Origin of the sequence: Cohnella rhizosphaerae (assembly GCF_029525575.1) — a bacterium.
Classification (GTDB): domain Bacteria; phylum Bacillota; class Bacilli; order Paenibacillales; family Paenibacillaceae; genus Cohnella; species Cohnella rhizosphaerae.
In genome coordinates this window covers 1,925,489-1,945,336 of the sequence record NZ_JAPDIA010000008.1, presented here as the reverse complement: position 1 = coordinate 1,945,336, position 19,848 = coordinate 1,925,489, and the positions used below count along the sequence as shown (strand labels likewise).

The 19,848-nt window shown below is 59.0% G+C and carries 11 protein-coding genes; 10 read left to right on the top strand and 1 reads right to left on the bottom strand.

All coding sequences use genetic code 11. The features are described 5' to 3' along the window. Positions 1 to 124 precede the first annotated feature (124 nt). From OMP40_RS32760 to OMP40_RS32745, 4 genes are read left to right on the top strand one after another with little or no spacing between them, the layout of a single operon-like run. Positions 125 to 1,198 (top strand): NosD domain-containing protein, encoded by a 1,074-nt coding sequence (locus OMP40_RS32760; RefSeq protein ID WP_277537533.1) that lies wholly within the window; start codon positions 125 to 127, stop codon positions 1,196 to 1,198. Further along, the gene (locus tag OMP40_RS32755) at positions 1,107 to 2,684 is read left to right on the top strand and encodes a right-handed parallel beta-helix repeat-containing protein (protein WP_277537531.1); all 1,578 of its coding nucleotides are present in this window, start codon (positions 1,107 to 1,109) and stop codon (positions 2,682 to 2,684) included. Before OMP40_RS32760 ends, OMP40_RS32755 begins: the two co-directional genes overlap by 92 nt. Beyond that, positions 2,647 to 4,365, top strand: a complete 1,719-nt coding sequence (locus OMP40_RS32750; protein ID WP_277537530.1) for a right-handed parallel beta-helix repeat-containing protein — start codon at positions 2,647 to 2,649, stop codon at positions 4,363 to 4,365. The genes OMP40_RS32755 and OMP40_RS32750 overlap by 38 nt, the downstream gene beginning before the upstream one ends. After that, the gene (locus OMP40_RS32745) at positions 4,250 to 7,843 is read left to right on the top strand and encodes an S-layer homology domain-containing protein (RefSeq protein WP_277538192.1); all 3,594 of its coding nucleotides are present in this window, start codon (positions 4,250 to 4,252) and stop codon (positions 7,841 to 7,843) included. Before OMP40_RS32750 ends, OMP40_RS32745 begins: the two co-directional genes overlap by 116 nt. Positions 7,844 to 7,964: 121 nt before the next feature. On the opposite strand, the gene OMP40_RS32740 is transcribed toward OMP40_RS32745, so the two are convergent. Beyond that, positions 7,965 to 9,341, bottom strand: coding sequence for a DegT/DnrJ/EryC1/StrS family aminotransferase (locus OMP40_RS32740; RefSeq protein ID WP_277537528.1), 1,377 nt, complete (start codon positions 9,339 to 9,341; stop codon positions 7,965 to 7,967). A 1,710-nt stretch (positions 9,342 to 11,051) separates the two neighbouring features. On the opposite strand from OMP40_RS32740, the gene OMP40_RS32735 reads away from it, so the two are divergent. The 6 genes from OMP40_RS32735 (at position 11,052) to OMP40_RS32715 (ending at position 19,741) form a co-directional block, all read left to right on the top strand. Beyond that, positions 11,052 to 15,092, top strand: a complete 4,041-nt coding sequence (locus OMP40_RS32735; RefSeq protein ID WP_277537526.1) for an S-layer homology domain-containing protein — start codon at positions 11,052 to 11,054, stop codon at positions 15,090 to 15,092. Further along, positions 15,043 to 17,010: a hypothetical protein gene (locus OMP40_RS32730; RefSeq protein ID WP_277537524.1), complete on the top strand. Its 1,968-nt coding sequence runs from the start codon at positions 15,043 to 15,045 to the stop codon at positions 17,008 to 17,010. Before OMP40_RS32735 ends, OMP40_RS32730 begins: the two co-directional genes overlap by 50 nt. A gap of 145 nt (positions 17,011 to 17,155) precedes the next feature. After that, on the top strand, positions 17,156 to 17,737 hold the full coding sequence (locus OMP40_RS32725) for a response regulator transcription factor (RefSeq protein WP_277537521.1): 582 nt from the start codon (positions 17,156 to 17,158) through the stop codon (positions 17,735 to 17,737). Continuing rightward, on the top strand, positions 17,676 to 17,849 hold the full coding sequence (locus OMP40_RS42625) for a winged helix-turn-helix domain-containing protein (protein WP_420872066.1): 174 nt from the start codon (positions 17,676 to 17,678) through the stop codon (positions 17,847 to 17,849). Before OMP40_RS32725 ends, OMP40_RS42625 begins: the two co-directional genes overlap by 62 nt. Positions 17,850 to 17,877: 28 nt before the next feature. After that, on the top strand, positions 17,878 to 18,552 hold the full coding sequence (locus tag OMP40_RS32720) for a 7TMR-DISMED2 domain-containing protein (protein WP_277538191.1): 675 nt from the start codon (positions 17,878 to 17,880) through the stop codon (positions 18,550 to 18,552). Further along, positions 18,437 to 19,741, top strand: a complete 1,305-nt coding sequence (locus OMP40_RS32715) for a sensor histidine kinase (protein WP_277538187.1) — start codon at positions 18,437 to 18,439, stop codon at positions 19,739 to 19,741. Before OMP40_RS32720 ends, OMP40_RS32715 begins: the two co-directional genes overlap by 116 nt. The last annotated feature ends 107 nt before the right edge of the window (positions 19,742 to 19,848 follow it).

Here is a 19,848-nt window from a genome sequence, read left to right as displayed (position 1 = left end):
TGGTACTAAACCTATACCTAAAATTGAAAGGAGGAGAGAAGAAAGAGCAATTAAGAAAGCGTTCTCGTAAAAAAGCCACTTGATCAAATCTGACTATTGATGTGAAGGAGATGACAACGTCAAAATGAATAAAAGAAGCGCTAACTACTTGTGTAGGGCTCTCGTATTTTATTTAATGCTCTCTCTTTTCGCGCCTGCAGGGCGGTTTGAAGCGGCAGCGGCCGGGACCGGGGATACCGGCACTTCGGTTGCAGGCAGCGTTTATTACTTAGCTGCGAACGGCAATGACCAAAACGCCGGTACGCAAAGCGAGCCGTTCGGCACCATTACGTATGCCAGCGGCAAGCTTCGGCCCGGCGATACGCTCATCGTCGGACCGGGTACGTATCCGGGGTACTTGCTGATTAATGGACAAGGCAAAGCCGATCCGTCAAGCCCGGCTATCGAGGTGCGCGGAGACGGCACCGGGGAGGCGATCATTCAGGGAGGCGAGCGTTCGTATGCCGCCTACATTTTGTCCAGCCGCAACATTCATCTTAGCGATTTGACATTTACATATGCCAACAGCGGCACGACAGGCGTAGCGCTGTATATGCACGATTCGATCGACGTCGGCGTGAACGACAGCGTGTTCAGCGACGCTTCAGTCGGCGTCTACGTCCGGGAGGGAACGGACCGATTCACGATATCGAACTCCAGCTTCTCCAACATCCGTTCGGATAATGGCGCGATTACGCTGTACAATGCCAAGAACGGCCAAGTCTACAACAATACGATGACGGGCAATTACTACGGTATTCAGCTCATCGCGCAGACGACTGCCGGCAATACGCTCTACAACAATTCACTCTACAACAACGATTACGATATGTATGTGCGGGGCGACCTTAACGGTACGCCGACGTCGAACCGGTTCGTCAACAACATCTTCGGCGCGGCGATCAAGGAGCCCGGCACCTTCCTCGATCAGAATACACTCGATTACAACCTCTACAATACACAATCCCCGACGCTGACCCGCATATTGGCGGATTCGCCGACGCTGAGCCTGGCCCCTCTGCAGGCCAAAAACCAGGAGCGTCACGGCATCATCGGCGAGGCGCAGCTTGCAAATCCCGGAGCGGGCGACTTCCGCATTCAGGAGGGGGAGCGCAGCGATCGGAGCGGGCACCGATTCCTATTATTCCATCGCCGATAAAGACGGGACAACCCGCTCGCTGCCAATCGATATCGGCGCTTACAAGTACGATGCCGGTCAGGGCGGCGGAACGCAGGGCAAGCAATATTTCCTTGCGCCGAACGGCAGCGATGACAATCCCGGCACGCTCGACCGGCCGTTCGGGACGATCGCCTATGCCAGCGGCAAGCTGCAGCCCGGCGATTCGCTGTACATCCGGGGCGGCACGTATCCGGGCTACATGCTGATCGAAGGCAAAGGCAAGGGCGATCCGTCAAGCCCGGCCATTTACGTCAGCAATTATATGGGCGAGAAGGCCGTCATTCAGGGCGGCGAACGCAGCTACGCCGGCTACGTGCTGTCGAGCAGCAACGTGAAGATCAAGGGACTGTCGTTCACGTTCGAGAATAGCGGCACGAGCGGCGTCGGGCTGTATGTGCACGACTCCTTGAACGTCAAGGTCCAGCGCAGCGAATTCCACGATGCGACGGTCGGCGTCTATGTGCGCGAAGGCTCGGCCGGCTTCGAATTATCGGGGTCCAGGCTGTACAACATCAGCTCCGACAACGGGGCGCTGACGCTGTACAACGCTTCGGGCGGCCATGTGTTCAACAACCTGATCTATAACAGCTATTACGGAATACAGCTCATCGATCAGCGGACACAGGGCAATACGCTTGCGAACAACACGATGCACGGCAATTCCTACGATCTGTATGTCCGCAGCGACCTGAACGGCGTCCCGAAGGACAACCGGCTCGTCAACCATATTTTCGGCGCGAAGCTGAAGGGTGTCGATGTATCGGCTGCAGAGCCGGCGGGAACATTTCTGACGCTGAACGTGCTGGACTACAACGTCTACAATACGCAATCGCCGAATCTGGACAGCATCGTCGAAGGGCAAGGCCTGACCCTCGACCCGCTGCGCGCCGCCGGTCAGGAACGGCACGGCGTCATCGGCAACGCGCGTCTGCAATCGCCGGACAGCGCTGATTTTCACCTGCTGGAACGAAGCGTCGCCATCGGCAGCGGGACGCCGGACGGCGCGCCGTCAGAGGACCTGGACGCTGTCGCGAGGCAGGAACCGATCGACGTCGGCGCTTATGCGTATGTGAAATCGGCGACTGGCGGAATCACTTATTATTTGGCGCCGAACGGCGACGACAACAATCCCGGCACGATCGACAAGCCGCTGGGCACGATCGTGTATGCGAGCGGCAAGCTGCAGCCGGGCGACACGCTTATTATCCGCGGCGGCACCTACAACGGATACTTGCTCATTAATACGAAGGGGCAAAACAAGCCGGACAGCCCGCTCATCCATGTGCGCAACTATGCCGGCGAGAAGGTGGTCATCAAAAACGACCTGGCCCAAACCGCTTATGTCGGGTATGTCTTGTTCAGCAGCAACGTGCTGATCGAGGGGGCTCGGATTCACCTATCGCGGCACGAGCAAGAGCGGCACGGCCATGATCGTGCACGATTCGCAAAACGTCACGCTGCGTAACAACGAAATGTATGACGCGGAGTGCGGCATCATGATCCGTCAGGGTTCCAAAAATGTGACGGCGTACAACAATGTCATTCACGGCAACAACGGCTATTACGGCGGCTTGTTTTTGTACGATGGCGCTCACGACAACCGCATCTTCAACAATGTTGTGTACGACAACGTATACGGTCTCGGCATGGCGGCTTCCGCCACGGCTAACAACCAAATCGACAACAACACGTTCTACGGCAATAAATTCGATGTATGGGCAAGGAATCTGTCCGGTATTCCGCAAGACAATTCATTCATGAACAACGCATTCAGCTCGGTGCTGCAAAATCCCGAGTCGTTCCTGTCCTTGAATGCGTTCGACTACAACAGCTACAATCTGGACGCTCCCGGCCTGACGAAGGAAATCATCGAAGGAGACGGACGGTTGACGCTGGAAGGCATGCTTTCACTCGGACTGGAGGAGCACGGGACGATCGGAGGGGCTGCGTTCCGCGATCCGGCTGCGCTGGACTTCCATCTGACGGCTGCCAGCGCGACCTTGATCGGCAAAGCGAACCCGGAGCGGCTGCCCGCCGAGGACAAGGACGGAAAGAGCAGAGCGGACAGCAGCGACATCGGCGCGTTTGCCTATGACGGCAGCGCTGTCCGGTATGTGTCGCCGAATGGCTCGGACGACAATCCGGGGACGAGGGAGCTGCCGTTCCGTACGATTGAAGCCGCGCTCTCGCACGCGGGAGACGGCGATACGATCGAGCTGGCGGACGGCGTCTATCCGGAGGCGCTGTCGATAGACGGCAAGGACAAGCTTACGATCCGCGGGGCTTCGTCAGGCGCTGTCCTGAACGGCGCGACGACGGTGACGGACAGCCGTCAGATCGTATTGAATCACGTACAGCTCGGGGATGTGACGATACAGGACACATCCGAAGCGACAGTGCGCGGCTCGGTCATCGACGGCCGCCTCGTGCTGTCGGGCAGCGCCGGCTTCGTGCTGGACGCGAATACGTTCAGCTACGACGAAGACGGCGCAGCCGTGACGCTCGAAGGCGCTTCGGGCGGCCAGGCGACGAACAACTTGTTCCTCGGCAACGATACGGCGCTTGCGCTTGCCGGCGCGGGTGCCGACGGGAACACCATCTCCAACAACGACTTCTATGGCGGGAAGCGTGCGTCGGTGCGCTTCGGGCATGCGGGCGGGTCGCCCGCGAACAACGTCGTGCAGAACAATATATTCGCGACACGATGGATCGCGGAGCAGGCCGACAGCTTGACGGCCAACACCTTCGACTTCAATCTGTACGACAGTCGCAGCCTGACATCGGGAGTCGCTGCCGTCGAGTCTCCCGCGCAGGCGCGGACGCTGTCGCAGTTGCAGCAAAGCGGCCTGGAAGCATCCGGCTTGCTCGACGAGCCCGGATATTTGAATGAAGCGGGGGAGCGACTTCCGCCTGTATCGCTACAGCGCGGCACGAGGAACCGGGACGGATCGTGGCGCACCGAGCGCCGATCGCAACGGGACGCCCCGCACGCTGCCTTACGATATCGGGGCGTTCGCGTATACCGGCGATGTGAATACGTATTATGTGTCGACGTCGGGAGACGATACCAATCCCGGTTCGGCGCAGGCGCCCTTCCGCTCGATCCGGCAGGCTATCGCGCTGGTGAAGCCGGGCGAGACGATTGAGGTGGCCGGCGGCGTCTATGAGGAGCCGATCGTCATTCACAACAAGGAAGGACGCAAGGGAGATCCTTATCAATTAAAGGCGGCGCCGGGGGCCGATGTACTCATCCGGGACGAGGACGGGCTGACGGTGGACGGCTCGACGAGCTATTGGACGATCGCCGGTTTTTCCTTTGAAGGATTCGCCGGTCGGGCGGTGCGCGTCGCTGCGGGGGCCGAGCATGTGTCGCTGGTCGATCTGACGATTCGCGGCAGCGGCGACAGCGGCGTCGAGTTGGACGGCACGCTGGATGTTATATTAAACGGGCTGGAGATCGCTGGCGAGGGCTCGCTGGGGATCGGGGTCAAGGTCGACAACGCTAGGCAGACGACGCTGGACCGCCTGCTTGTCAGCGGGGCGGAGCAGGCAGCCGTATCGATCGGCGGGAGCCGGACGTCGAAGGTTAGAAGCTCGCTGCTGCTGCACAGCGGCATCGGTCTGCGGCTCGGCGCGTCGGCAGACGGCGTCGCCGTTTACAACAACGATTTTTACGGCAACGCTTCGACGGACGTGCAGGTCGCTTCGACAGCGAGCGGCATCAAGCTTAAAAACAATATATTCGCCTCGGCGGGCAAGACGGCGGTCGTCGCGGATCGCGCGGCGGACGTGCTGGCGCTGGACATGGATTATAATGCCTATGCCTCCGGCACGACGCCGGTGGTCCGGCAGGGCGCCGCTGGCAGCGCGTCAGACCTGACGCTTGACGATCTGCGGCAGCAGGGCAAAGAAGCGCACGGCTTGGCAGGGGACCCGCTGTTCGCCGATCCGGCGCAAAACCAGTTCGGCCTGATGTCCGGCAGCCCGTTGCAAGGAGCGGGGATCAAGGAGCTGGATACGCCGACGATGGGCTATGACGGCGTCGCGTTTTTGAATCCGGTCGACATCGGCGCGCTGTTCTCGCCTTACAGCAACAAAACGTATTACGTAGCGACGACTGGCAGCGACAGCAACGATGGCTCGCTCGAATCGCCGTGGCGCACGATCGGCAAAGGCATGAAGTCGCTGCGGCCGACCGATACGCTGCTCATTCGCGGCGGCACGTACAACGAACGGGTCGATATTATAGGAGCCGGCGGCAGTCCGGAGCTGTGGTACACCGTTCGAAACTACCCCGGCGAAGAAGTCATCATGGATACGAAATTCCGCGAGGACGTCGGGATCAAGTTCGTCGAATCGTCTTACTGGCGGATCGAAGGGCTGAAGATGACCGGGTACACCGGAGCGGCAATATGGGTAACGGCCAACAGCCGGCATATCGATATGAACAAGCTCGAGATATGGGGAATTTCCAATAAGGAGTTCGTCCTGTATGGTACCGAGGGCATCTTGGGAGACGGCAGCTTCTCTTCCATCCGCAATTCTTACATTCACGACATCGCCCAAGATCGGATGTCCCAGGCGGATCACGGCATCTATATCGGCTACGGGGCTTACAACTGGACGATCGCGAACAATGTGATCGACAACACGCCTGGCGGCGGACTCCAGATGTACGGGCTCCCGGTAGGCAGCAACGATTCAGTCATCGCGAACAATGTATTCAGCCGCAACAAATACGGCATCATTGCCACGATGGGTGCGCGCAATACAATTACGAACAATACGTTCTACAACAACTGGTACAATGACATTTACTTCGACTACAACTTCACCGACGGATTCATTCAAAATAATGTGTTCTACAACGATATTCCGGTAGGCACGAAGGTTCGCGTAGAGGATGCGGCGAATCAGACGACAAAGGAAGCAACGGTCGATCCGACCGTCTTCGGAATGTATCATTCGGAGGAAGACAAGGAAATCGAAGGCAATGTATTCCGCAACAATACAATCGTGTACAAGACGTATGCGCCGCAAATAAAGAACGCGTCCTACGTCAAGCAAGCGGCTGCCGACTACATGAAGGCGGATCGCGCCAATACGTATGCGGACATCCGCATCGAAGCGGACGCCGGCTTTGTCGATGCGGACAATCGCGACTTCCGATTAAAGAAAGGCAGCATTCTGATCGATGCAGGCGTCGCCGATCGGGCGCCGGCGACCGATCTGACCGGGGCGTCCCGGGTGAATGTGCCGGATATCGGCGCCTATGAAGGCGAATCGCCCGAGACGGAAAACCCTGGCGAGAATCCCGGGAACGAACAGGGGAATCCGCCCGGAAGCGTGCAAGGGAACGGGTCCGGAACGGGAGGCGGTCGTTCGCTCGAGCTCGGTAAGGACGACATGCAAGCGAACGTTCGTCCGGACGGGACGACGTACTGGACCGTTAAGCCGGAGGTTCGGCAGCAAGTGCTGTCCGCGCTGCAGCAGGACGGGAAAGGTGTCGTAACCTTGCATGCGGAGGCCGATGCGGACGGGTCGCCCGCCGACATCGTACTGCCCGGTGAATGGCTCGTTCAGGGGCTGTCGGCGAACAAGACGTTCGCGGTTGATATTCAAACCGGCCCGGGCAGCGTCGAATTGCCCGCGAAGACGCTTGACCAATGGGCGAGCCGGACGAAGCGCGAGCTCGCTGCCGGAGACGTCCGCATTCGAATCGGCACGGCGGACGACGGGCGGCAAGCGGACATTGGGCGGCTGACGGCGGCACTCGGAGCCGAAGCGGCCGGCGAGGCCGTCCAGTTCCAGGTGTCGTATGCGACGGCTGACGGAGATACGATGATGAACGGCTTCGGCCCCGGCAAGCTGATCAAGGAATTGAAGGCGCCGAAAGCCGGCTCAACTGTCGGTCTGACGCTGGCAAAGTACGATGAGGCTGCGGGAAGACTGATCTTCGTGCCGCATACGCTTCGCGACGATGCCGACGGTACGGTTGTCGCTTCGATCGTAGACGGCGCGAACGGCACCTACGTCTTGCTGCGAATCCAGCGGACGTTCCCGGATATACAGGGCCACTGGGCGCAGGCGAGCGTTGAATCGCTGACATCCAAACTGCTGCTGCAGGGAGTGGCCCCGACCCGGTTCGATCCCGATGCTCCGGTGACGCGTGCGGCCTTCGCCGCCATGCTCGTCCGCGCGCTCGGATTGACCGGGGACGGACCGACGTCGTCCGGCATGTTCGGCGATGTCGGCGAGGGAGCTTGGTATGCAGACGCTGTTCATCTGGCATCGCAATGGGGGCTTGTGCAAGGGACTGGCGGGGCGGCCTTCCATCCGGACGCGGCCATCACCCGCGAGCAGATGAGCCAGCTGCTGACCAGGGCGCTGGTCCTGGCCGACGCGCAGGCTGCCGGCGGGGCGGCGACCGCTTCTCTGACTTCCTACAAGGACGCCTCCGACGTTAGCGGATGGGCACAGGATGCCGTGCGTCGGGCGGTGAGCCTTGGGCTCATCAAAGGTATGGCCGACGGCACGCTGGCGCCTCAAAAACAGGCGACCCGCGCAGAGGCGGCCACCGTGCTCATGCGGTTTCTGCAACGGATAAACGGATTGAATTCGTGACCTGAATCCAATTCAATAACGGCAATGATCCTTTAAAAAAAGGCGCCCCCGACCGCAGCAATCGGTCAGGGGCGCCTTCATTCGTCTTCGGGCAAAGATATTCGTATTGAATCGATTGCGCTTAATTGCGTTTGAACATATTCCAGCCGCCCATCGTCGCGGGGTTGCCCTCGTCGCCAACGAGCAGCTCTTTGTAATTCATCGCCGCCTTGCGGAAGGCCAACGCATACCGCTCGATCGCTTGCGGCCGGTAATGCTTGAACCAGGGAATCGCGTATACGAGGGAGGCGATGCCCGCGCTTACCGGCAAGTCCCGATCCATCGTCCGGACGTCGCGCGCGGCGTTCGCGATTCGCGTCGGCCGGCCATGCCCGTATACGTCCGCGCTTTGGAACAGCGGGTGGGTGTGGAGGGGCAGATTGCAGCCCGGCACACAATCCTCGACGCCTTCGGCGCGTACCGCCTCGCAGAAGCGCGAGACGGACAGGCCGCCCAGCTCCTCGGGAACGTAGTGGCCGTGCGCGGCGTACCAGCCGCCCATCAGGCTGTCGGATCCCGGCGCCGTGCGGTGCGCCCGCAGACCGGGCACGTCCTCGAGCAGGTCCCAGAAGTAGTTCATGGCCAGGCGAATCTCCGCCTGTCTCGCTTCGTAATGACGAAGCTGCACGCGTCCGACCGCCGAGCTCAGTTGATGCATCCGGTGTTTGGCTCCGCCAAGCGGAAGTCCGATGTAAGGCTTCAGCGCTTCGGTTTGAATTTCCTGGTTGTAGCGCTCGTAGTGGCCGAAGGAGAGCGCCCGCTCGTAGATCTCCCGGTCGTTCGTGACGAGCATGCCGGCTTCTCCGACCGCGAGCGACTTGCCGGCCATGAGCGACATCGCGCCGACGTGGCCGATCGTTCCAAGCTTGCGTCCCTTGTATACGCCGCCTTGGGCATGGGATACGTCTTCGATGACCTTGAGCTTGTGCTTTTCGGCGATCGCCATGATCGGGTCCATATCGGCAGGATGGCCGAAATAGTGGACGACGACGATCGCCTTCGTCCGCTCCCCGATCAGGCGTTCGAGATCGTTCGGATCGAGGCACAGGTTGACCGGATCGATGTCCGCGAACGCGACCGTCGCGCCAAGCGAATAGGCCGGAGCGCCAGTCGCCCAATACGTGATGCTCGGGCAGATGACTTCGTCGCCGATGCCTACGCCGCAGCCGAACATGGCGGCCTGAAGCGAAGCCGTCCCGTTATTGAAGCCGAGCGCGTAGTCGACCTCCAGCCATTCGCGGAAGTCCCCCTCGAATTGCTTCGTGACATCCGTGCCGGACATCGCGCCTCGGCGCAGCACGTCCAGCGCCGCTTCCTCGTCTTCTTTCGTAACGATGGGCCATGTAAACAGGTCTCCGGGCGCTTCGGTTACCGCCTTGGGTCCCCCGAACAAAGCCAGCTGATGTTCTGTATTGGACAGGTTAATGCACTTCCTCTCATCGATGTTGTCTCGAGGCATACGCAAGACGCCAGAAGTCCAATCTTGCATAAAAATATAATGGTATAGGTATGGAACCAATATTATTATAGCATGACGAAAATGCCTTGCGTCAACCACAATATGCCTGCAAGCGCCTAACGCTTGATTCTTTGGGAGACGTCCGATAGCCCGAGCCCAATGCGATTACGACAGCCGCAACGTGGAGCGCCATTCCGCCCCGGATGCGCAGTTTCGGATAGTCACGCTGTACAGCGCCTCTTGGCTCGGAATACGCCGCAGTCACGACAAGCAACGCTTAAACGCGCCTCTTGGCTCGGAATACGCCGCAGTCCCGACAAGCAACGCTTAAACGCGTCTCTTCGGCTCGAATACGCCGCAGTCCCGACAAGCAACGCTTAACCGCGCTTTAAACCTACTGTCGCATCGTAAGTGAGGAAATCGGACTCAGATGACGCTATTTCGTACAAAACGGTGCAATTGCGATCTTTTCGGACTGGAGAGGCGTTATTCGCTCAGATCAAGGCTACAATAGCTCTCCAAACCCGCGATAGGGGCTCCTGGGTCCGCGAGCGGGCCGCAAATCGCGAAAGGAACACAAATAAGGGCTTCTCAGTCCATACGATGCGCGCCTTTGCGCAAAAAAAAGGCCGCAAGCGGTTTAACTTAAAAATCATAGCAAGTATAAAATCGTCAGGTAACGCCCTTCAGCGCCTCTTAGCCAGGAATGCGCCGCAGTCTCGACAAGAAACACTGTATAGCGCCTTATCGGCCCGGAATACGCCACGGTCACGACAGGCAACGCTGTCCAGCGCCTCTTCGGCTCGGAATGCGCCACGGTCCCGACAAGTAACGCTGTACAACGCTTCTTCCGCCCGGAATACGCCGCGGTTGCGACCAGTTAACGTTGAATAGCGCCTTAAGCCCCTTCTCGTATCGTCGCGCGAGGCGAGAAAGGGGAGCGCGTTGGATCATGCAGGCTTTTAGCCGATTGGACGACAATAGGCGACAAGGTACGCGTGAGATGCGAATGAGAATTGCGGGAGCAACGGAAGGCAAGCCGAACGAAGATACCGGACTCAGATGACGCTATTTCGTTCAAAACGGTGCAATTGCGATCCTTACGGACTGGAGAGGCGTTATTCGCTCAGATCAAGGCTACAACAGCTCACCAAACCCGAGATAGGGGCTCCTGGGTCCGCGAGCGGGCCGCAAATCGCGATAGGAACAAAAATAAGGGCTCCTCAGTCCGTCCGCTGAGCGTCACCGCGCAAACAAAGGCCGCAAGCGGTTTTTCTAATTTTATGAATTAAAAAACGGATATTTCACCCCTATTTTACCGTGCGTCAGTACGATGAATAGAAGAATGTCGGTTTTTGTAAATGGACGGACGCCTTGTTCCGTGAAAACCGGCAGAACGCTTAGCGAAGGGTGGAAGGATCGTGGGGAAAATAAAGGGGAATATCGTGAACGGAGGGGCGAAACGAATCGTGGCTTGCATGCTCGTCCTCGCCATGCTTGCGCCATTCTTGCCGGCTCCCGCTCGGTCGAATGTAGCGGCGGCGGTTGCCGCCGCAACGGGATCGTCGGCGGCTGCGCCTGCATCGGATATTTCCGGTCATTGGGCGGAAGGCGCTATTCGAAGCTGGCAGGGGGGAGGGACTGATCCTAGGCTTTCCGGACGGCAGCTTTCGCCCCGAAGGCCGAGTCGTTCGCGCCGAATGGGCCGCGATGGTCAATCGGGTCTTTCATTATTCAAAGACGACCGAAGGGGCCTTCGCGGACGTGCCTGCCGCGAAATGGTACGCCGCTGACGCAGCGCGCGCGCTTGCGGCTGGATACATGCAAGGAGACGGGGCGGGGCTGTTTCATCCGGAATCTCCCGTGACGCGGCAAGAGGCGGCCGTGATGCTCGCCAGACTGCTGAAGCTGGATACGGGCAGCCGGGCGGAAGCCGACCGATTCGCCGATGCGGAGCAGATGGCGGCATGGAGCCGCGGCGCGATCGGCGCGGTTGCCAAAGCCGGAATCATGAAAGGGTATGACGGCGACGTCTTCAATGCGACCCGGCCGCTTACGCGCGCCGAAGCGGTCGTTGTGCTGCAGCGCCTCCGGGAAGCGGCGTCGGAGAACCGTACGGTGCCGTCGTCCATCGACAAGGCGGGTACGTACGGACCGGCCGTCGGGACGGAGACGATCGCAGGCGATGTGGCGATCCTTTCGCCGGACGTCGTCCTGAGGAACGTCACGATCAAGGGCGATCTGCTGCTGGGCGAAGGGATCGGGGAAGGCGACGCCACGCTCGACCGCGTCGTCGTGGAAGGTACGACGACGGTCAAGGGCGGCGGCAAAAACAGCGTGCATATCATGGATTCGACGTTGGCCCGCGTATTCATCACGAAGGTCGACGGTCAGGTCCGCGTGGTGATCGAAGGCGCTACGGCGGTCGAACAGGTAACGGTCGAGTCCGGGGCGACGCTGCAAGTCGCCGGAGGGAGCGGAGCCAGCTACGGCACGGTAAAGGTGTCGACGACCGGAGAGGTGACGCTCGACGGCGATTTCCCGGACGTCGTGCTCGTTGCGCCGGCGCAATTGAACGTGGCGAACGGCAAAGTCGGCAGCTTGACGTTAACCGGGCAGGCGGCCGGCGCAAGCGTGACCCTGCAAAAAAACGCGCAGGTCGTAAACGCGAACGTGGGCGCATCCGCGACGATCAAGGGAGACGGGAAAATCGATACGGCGTCGGTCACGGCGGCGGGCGTGACGATCGCGCAAAAGCCGGCGCAAACCGTCGTCGCGGCAGGCGTGTCGGTCAGCGTCGGAGGGGCGGTCATGCAGGGAACGGGCGCTGCCGGTTCGGGATCTGATTTAGGCTCTGGCTCTGGAACTGGTTCTGGTTCTGGTTCTGGTTCTGGTTCTGGCTCTGGCTCTGGCTCTGGCTCTGGCTCTGGCTCTGGTTCTGGTTCTGGTTCTGGTTCTGGTTCTGGTTCTGGTTCTGGTTCTGGTTCTGGTTCTGGTTCTGGTTCTGGTTCTGGTTCTGGTTCTGGTTCTGGTTCTGGTTCTGGTTCTGGTTCTGGTTCTGGTTCTGGTTCTGGTTCTGGTTCTGGTTCTGGTTCTGGCTCTGGTTCTGGTTCTGGCTCTGGCTCTGGTTCTGGTTCTGGCTCCGGCTCTGGTTCTGGCTCTGGCTCTGGAACTGGTTCAGGTTCTGGATCGGAACCCGGATCGGGTTCGGGAACGGGATCTGAATCTGGCGGCGGGACGTCGGTCATCGAGGTTGCGGTGGCGGTCAGCAATCCGACGGCCGGCGGTTTCGAATTGCGGCTGACGCCTGCGGTTTCGAATTTGGCGAGTGCGAACGTCGTCCTTGTCAACGCCGATGGCATGCCTGCGCTTGTATCCAAGATCAGCGGCGCGGACGGGGGCGCGAGTTACAGGGTGCAAGGCTTCCTGACCGGCGGCGCGACCTACACGTTGACGCTTGCGAAGCCGGGCTATTCGTTCGGCGCAAGCCAGGAGATCGCGATCCCGGACGTGCCGGCGATCACCGGCGCGATGGTCAGCCCCGACCTTAAGGAGCTGACGCTGCTGTTCAACAAAACGCTGGACGGCTTGCCTGCAGCGCCTGCGGGCTTCTCGCTCAAGGACGCCGAGGCTCCGGTTGCGATCGCAAGCGCGACGCTGTCGGAATCGGCAACGCGAATCGAGCTTGCGCTCGCCGCACCGGTCCATCCGTCAACGCTGACATTGTCCTACGAACCGGGCGCGATCCGCTCCGTCGACGACAAGGCGCTTCCCGCCTTGACCTGGAGGGATTTTACCGACGGCAGCTCGCCGGGCGGCAGAGCCGCCTACGACCGGATGCTGGGGATGACCGCCGAGCAGACGGCTGCGGATCTGAAGGATCAAGCAGGCTTGAACGCAGGCGATGCGGCGAGGGCGCTCATCGAGGGCGGCTACAATACGAACGATCTGATCAAAGCGTTGAATACGGTCTATCTCGTAACCAACGAGAATATGCCCGATTTGCTCTTGCCGCGAGGGATCGGCGTTTATCGCTTGCTGGTCGGGATGAAAGAAGCGGGCATCCTGAACGTACAAAACCTGGGTAAAAACTTCAGTTACCTGAACGGCGAATCCGACGACTGGGTCAGGGCGCTTTACCAGACGGGTTATACCGACGAACAGGTGGTCGCCAACAGCTGGTTTTACCCGAACGTAAAGCTGGCGGCATCGATGCGTACCTACTACGGTACGAACAATGAACGCGCGGCGCAGTTGTTCGCCCTGCGCAACTATAACGGCTTCAGCAACGATGTCGGACGCGTGCTGAAGGAGGTCTATCGGAACGACGATTGGCAAGCCGTATCGGCGTTAAAAGCGGCTGGCATCGATGCGGGCAAGGCGGGCATGGCGCTTAAAGAGATTTACGAAGCGGCGCCGGAGCGCACGGCGAGCTTGCTGAAAGAGGGCGGCTACGCCGCGGCGGACATCGGGCGGATGTTCTTGCAAGATTATGGCGCTTCGCCGCAGGAAACGGTATCGGCCATGCACTTCGCGGGCTTCGCGATCGGGGAGATCTGGCCCGGTCTCGCCTATGCGGATACGCAGGCCGAGGCGTTGGCCGCCTTGAAGGGTTCGTTTACGGCGCTGGAAGTCTTTAACTTGTTGTATGCCCTCGACCACCGGACGGATACCGTCGTCTCCAGCATGAAATTCGGCGGCTACACCGCGCTGGAGACGGCCGGGGCACTGATGGCGACGAATCCGGAGATCCGCACGCGGGAAGATCTGATGGCGCAGCTGATGCAGACGGACCCCGCTTCCGCGGCTTCTTATCGCTACGATGCGGCCCAATCCGCGGACGCTGCCCGCAAGAAGTTCGGCGGCAAGCTTTCGGAGATCGCGGCTTTGCTGGCCCAGTTCGGCGCGACCAAGGTTACGACGATGCTGCCGGGCCAGACGACGGTTGTCGACGGCCTTGTCCAAGCCGGGTTCAACTCGGGCGACATCGTACAGTGGCTCGCGCCTTCGAACACGCTGACGGAGCCGCAGGCGACCAATGTCGTACTGGAGCTGCGCCATGCGGGTTACCCGCTATCCAGCTTGGGGAACGTGATGAAAACCTTGTCGCTTAAAGTTTATTCGTCCTCCAGCAGTCCCAATCTGATCAGACTGCTGGCGGCGAGCGGGTTGAACACGACGACGAGCGAACCGATTCCGGGCTATTCCGCGACGGACATCGCCAGATTTTGGGTCGGAGCGGGTTATGCGAACTACGATACGACGGCCATAAACTTACAGCTCGTGTTCAGCAAATTCGAAACGGCGCGCGCGATCGCGGAAGCCAGCGGATATTCCGTCGTCGATATGCTTGCCTTTATGGGCGCAAGCGCGAATCAGTCCCGGCTGTTCCGCGGCGCTGCCGACGTCCCGCTGCTCGGACAGGTGCTTAAGGACGTATACGGCCTGACCTCCGACGAAGCTGTCCGCGCACTAAAAGGATCGAGCGTTTCCGGCATGTCCGAATTCGTAACGATCAAAAATGTGTTGGAGCAAACCTATAACCATACCGATACGACGACGCTGATCGCGGATTTTGCATCCGGCGGATTCACGATGAACCAGATCGGCGACGGGCTGAACCTGAACGCGACCGCGTTCAAGTCGGCAGGCTACGATTCAACGGAAGTGGCCAAATATTTGTTGAACAAGCAGACCCCCCATGAACGATATGGCGTTTGCGCTGCACAACCTCGGCTACGGCTTAAATGAAGTCGCCACTGCGCTCTACAATTTGTATAGCGGCGTTCAGGATCAAGTCGTGCCGCAGGTGACCGATTGGTTAAGCGACTCGCGTCTCGGCTATCGCACCGAGGACGTCACGGCTGCCGTGACCGCCATATTTAACGTCGACCCGTTCTCCGCGATGGCCCAGTCGCTGATCCGCGGCGGCTATTCGGCGACGCAGGCGGCTGTGGCGCTGAAGACGACGTTCGCAAGCTCGGATGCCATCGAGATGGCGCAAGGGCTGGCCGCTGCCGGTTATTCCCGGGAAAACGTGCTCGCAGCCATTTTTCAAGTGTATTGCGACGGTTACATTTATAAAGAAGGCGCGTTGTCGACGATGGACGCCGTCATGGCCGTCGTGTATCCGGAAGTGACCGACCGATTCGAGGCTACCTTGAAGGCATCCGACGTTCGCACGGCCAAATACGCGATCAGCGTCATGAAGTCGCTGGGCAAGACGCTCGAAGAAACGATCGGCGTGCTTGCGCGGGTGTACGGCTTGGACGTGTCGGCCATGCTGGAGGTCACGTTGGCCAATCGCCAATTTGGTTTGAGCGAGAGCGGGATCGTCGACAGGATCGGCGCCTATTACCATCGCGATCCCGCTGCGCTGTATGTCGGCTGGATGGCTGCGCATCAATACAAGGCTTACGACGTGCTGGCTATCGTGCAGTACACCTATTCGAATCTCGATAGCGTAGCGGCCGCCAGATTGCTGACCGAAGCGGGTTATTCGAAAGAGAGCATCCTGTTTGCCTTCAATTACGCGGGCTTCCACGGCGACGCGGCCGATGCGATGGCGCTTGTGCTGGTACAGCTGTTCGGCCACGATGACGCGCAGAGCGTGGCGGCGGAACTGCTGCGGTGGGCCTATCAGGGATCGGTCGCATATCTCGCGCTTAAGGGGGCTTTTCCGGACAAATCGCAAGGCGACCTTCTCATGGCCATGAAGCAAGCTGGCTTTACGGATCTGTATGATGCGATGCGCTTCAGTATCGCGAGCGGTGATGCGACGGCGATCATGCAGTTCCGCAACCTGGGCCTAAGCTTGTCGAATGCCCACTATTTACTGGCGTTATGGCAGTACAGCATGCGCGACACCGTTCGCTATTTGATCGAAGTCGGCTACCCTTTAGCCGATATCGGTCGAAAATTGCAAGAGCCGGATAAACTCGTCCAGCATTTGCGAGCCTTGAAGTATCCGTTTGAGACGGTCGTCACGGTCGTTTACGGCGCGGACCCGCGTCCGTCGCTGATGGTCAAATATTTGTACGACAACGGCTATAGGAATATCGACGATCTGGTCAAGGCGCTTCAACTGGTGAACAGCAACCCCTACGAATACGCCATCAGCTTGTGGTTCGGGCCGGGAGGTCCGTGGACCTTGCCGACGATCGCCCAGGCGATCGCGAGAAACTCGAATTTGACGCTCCTGCAGCTTGGACAATCGTTGATGCAGTCTTATAACGATCGCAGATATTTTACGGATATGCAGGTGTACGAGGCGCTGAAGTCGGTGTCGAATATCGGGGTGAGCTTCATCCAATCGGATCTGGATGCCGCGATCAGCGCGATGCTGACCGATCTCTCCGAGGGCGTGCCGTTCGCGATCATGCGCGAAGCGGGACTCGGCTCCAACGACGCCGCCCGCGTCATGAAAAAGCTCGGGTGGGGCTGGATTCCGGCGTGCATTCAGCTGGTGCAGGCCGGATACGGCGCCGGCGATACGTGGGGCACGCTGTGGGATGTGTACCACAACGAGCTTGGCTTCCAGGTGCTGAACATCATGTCCGCGGTCGCGCCGCTGGCTTCGCTCGGATTGGCGGATAACCTGACCACGCTCCAGAGCGTCACGAGAGCCGCTTTAAGAAAAGCGATGATGGATTATTTCTTAAGGAAATAAGCGGGTTTGAAGTAGGGCGGCGTTCCCCGGGGGGACGCCGCTTTACTTTCGCTATCCGCGTCCTCACTTCACTTTTTTTATAACGCCTTGCGGAATTATTGGTATAATTCATGTGAAAGACTTGGATAAAGCGGGGGGAGACGTCTTGACGGCAAAAATATTGGTGATCGACGACGATCCCGGGCTGCACGAGATTCTCGGCCTTTTTCTGGAGGCGGAGGGCTATCGCGTGCATAGCGCATTCAGCGGAGGCGAGGGGCTGGCCATGGTGAACAGCGTGGATCCCGATTTGATCGTTCTGGACTTGCACATCCCCGGCACCGACGGCACGGAGTTATGCCGACAAATTCGGCTCGCCTATCACCAGCCGATCTTGTTCCTCTCGGGCGACACGAAGACCGATGCCATGCTGAGATCGCTTTATTCAGGCGGCAACGATTATATTACCAAGCCATTCCGATCGGACGAAATAAAAGCGAGAATCAAAGCCAACTTAAGCTGGGGCATGCGGCTCGCGGCTTCAAGGAAGCCGGGACGCGAATTGAACTTTCCCGGCTTGCGGATCGACCTGGACCGTCTGGCCGTTTCCGTTAACGGACAAGCCGTCGAACTGCGCGCGAAAGAGCTGCGGCTGCTCATCGCGCTGGTCTCCCGCCCTGAAGAAGGTGCTTCATGCCGAGAGACTGTACGTTCAGGTCTGGGGCGACGCCGCCCAGTATTCCCCTGACATCGTGAAGGCGCATATTTATCAAATTCGCAAGGCGATCGAGTCCCGCTCCGAAGGACGAAAATACATCCATACCGTAAAAGGCTTCGGGTACAAATTCGATGCCGATTGAAGTTGAAAGGAATGGCTCGACGGTGAGAATGGGCAGGTTACTCGCGGCTTTGATTTACCTGTTCGTCAGTATGCTGTCGACCTGGCCGTCCGAAGCCGACGCCGCCGAGGCGCCATACGGACTTCTTGAATTGCGCGATTCGCAGCAAGCGTTATCCCTGAACGACCGAATGGAGCTGCTGCCGGACGATGCCGGGCATTTGTCGTACGCGGACATGTCGTCTCCGGACATTGCCCGTCAATTCAGCCCGATTCGCGGCCGGATCGCTTTCGGCTATGCGTCTTCGGTTTATTGGTTTCGATTTGCCGTGCGCAACGATACGCCGAACGACAAGTGGATCGTGCAGATGGACAATCCGCTTATCGAGCGTATTCAAATGTATGCTTCCGTCGAAGCGACGCCGCTGCGAGGCAACTATCCGGCTTACGAGCTTAAGCTTCCTCCCGGAGAGACGACCTTCGTTTATTTCCGGTTGGCGACGGACGGAGAGATGACGACCCCCCTTCAAGCTGTTCGATCCATGGACGTATCAAAGCACGCAAACGAAATATTATTTCTTTTTCGGCTTGTATTATGGCTTGATCGCCATCGTGATCGTATTCGTCCTCATTCTTTTGTACTTCACCCGCGACACCGCCTTTCTTTACTACCTGATCGGAGTCGTCAGCTTCGGCGCTTCCAATTTCATCTGGAACGGGCTTGAACGAACGCTGTTCGGGAGCGAACATCTTCAAAGCGCAGCCTATCATCTTCTCGTGGCGATCACGATCTGGACGTTCTTTCCCTTTTTTCGAAAAATATTGGACACGCAGCGGCGTTTCAAGGCGGCCGATATCGTCCTGCGGACGTTTATGGCGCTGTGTCCCGCGGGAGCGGCGGCTTGGGCTCTCTTTTACCGGCACGGCGTCGGTCCTTACGTATCTTTGTTCGAGCTGACGGCGGTCGTCGCGACTGCGGCCGTCATTATTTGGTGCGCCGTACGCGGCAGCAAAGTCGCCTTGTTTTTTTCGATCGCCATGCTGACGACGATCGTATTCGGGCTGCCCAAGATTTTGATGTCCTACGGCCTGATGCCCGACAATACGTTCGCTTATTTCGGCATGCAGTTCGGATCCGTCGTCGATTTTCTGCTGCTGTGCTTCGTTTTGTACCATCGGCTGCTGTTCATGCAGCGGGAGAAGGATCGCGCCCGCATGGAGCTCGAAGTTCGGACGAAGCTGCTTCAGAATATATCCCACGATATTCGGGCTCCGCTCGCATACGTACTGGGCGGCGTCGAAGCATTGCAGCAGCGATTGGTGCAGGATCCGGAGCGTCAGCAAAGCATGCTTGGCCGCATCCATCAAAAAACGCTTGACGTCTACACGTATATCCGGGAGTTGAGCCGACTCGGGCAGCTTGAAGCTTCGGCGGTAGCTGAACCGCGCGCGCGCATTCGATTCGGTGACTGGATGGAGGGCTTGTTCGTTGAATTTTCGTCCGACATCGAACAGGCCGGCTTGCGATGCGAATATCGAGTCGACCCCGGCGGCGAAGCGGTCGACGTTTTTGTTCAGGCGCATGCGATCAAGCGCGTGTTGGCCAATCTGATCGACAATGCCTGCAAATATAGTCCGCCAAACGGGACGATCAGGCTGGAGGCGTCCGCGGACGATCGCGAAGCGCGCGTGACGGTAGGGGACGATGGACCGGGCATCGAAGCCGGACATTTGTCGTTGATTTTCCATCGGCGTACCCGGTTGGAACAAACGGCAGGCAAGGACGGGCAAGGCATCGGACTTTCCATCGCCAAAGAAATCGTGGAGCGTCATGGCGGGGCGGTCTGGGCGGAGAGCGAGCCCGGAGAAGGCTGCCGGTTTCGTTTTACGATTCCCGTAGTTAAGCGGGGCTAGATGCGCGACGAAGAAGCGTCATAGGCGATATAGGATCGCATTGCGCCGAGGTAATGTACGTCTGCGGCATTTTGTCTGTTTGTATAGGAGCGATTTAGTGAAAAGAA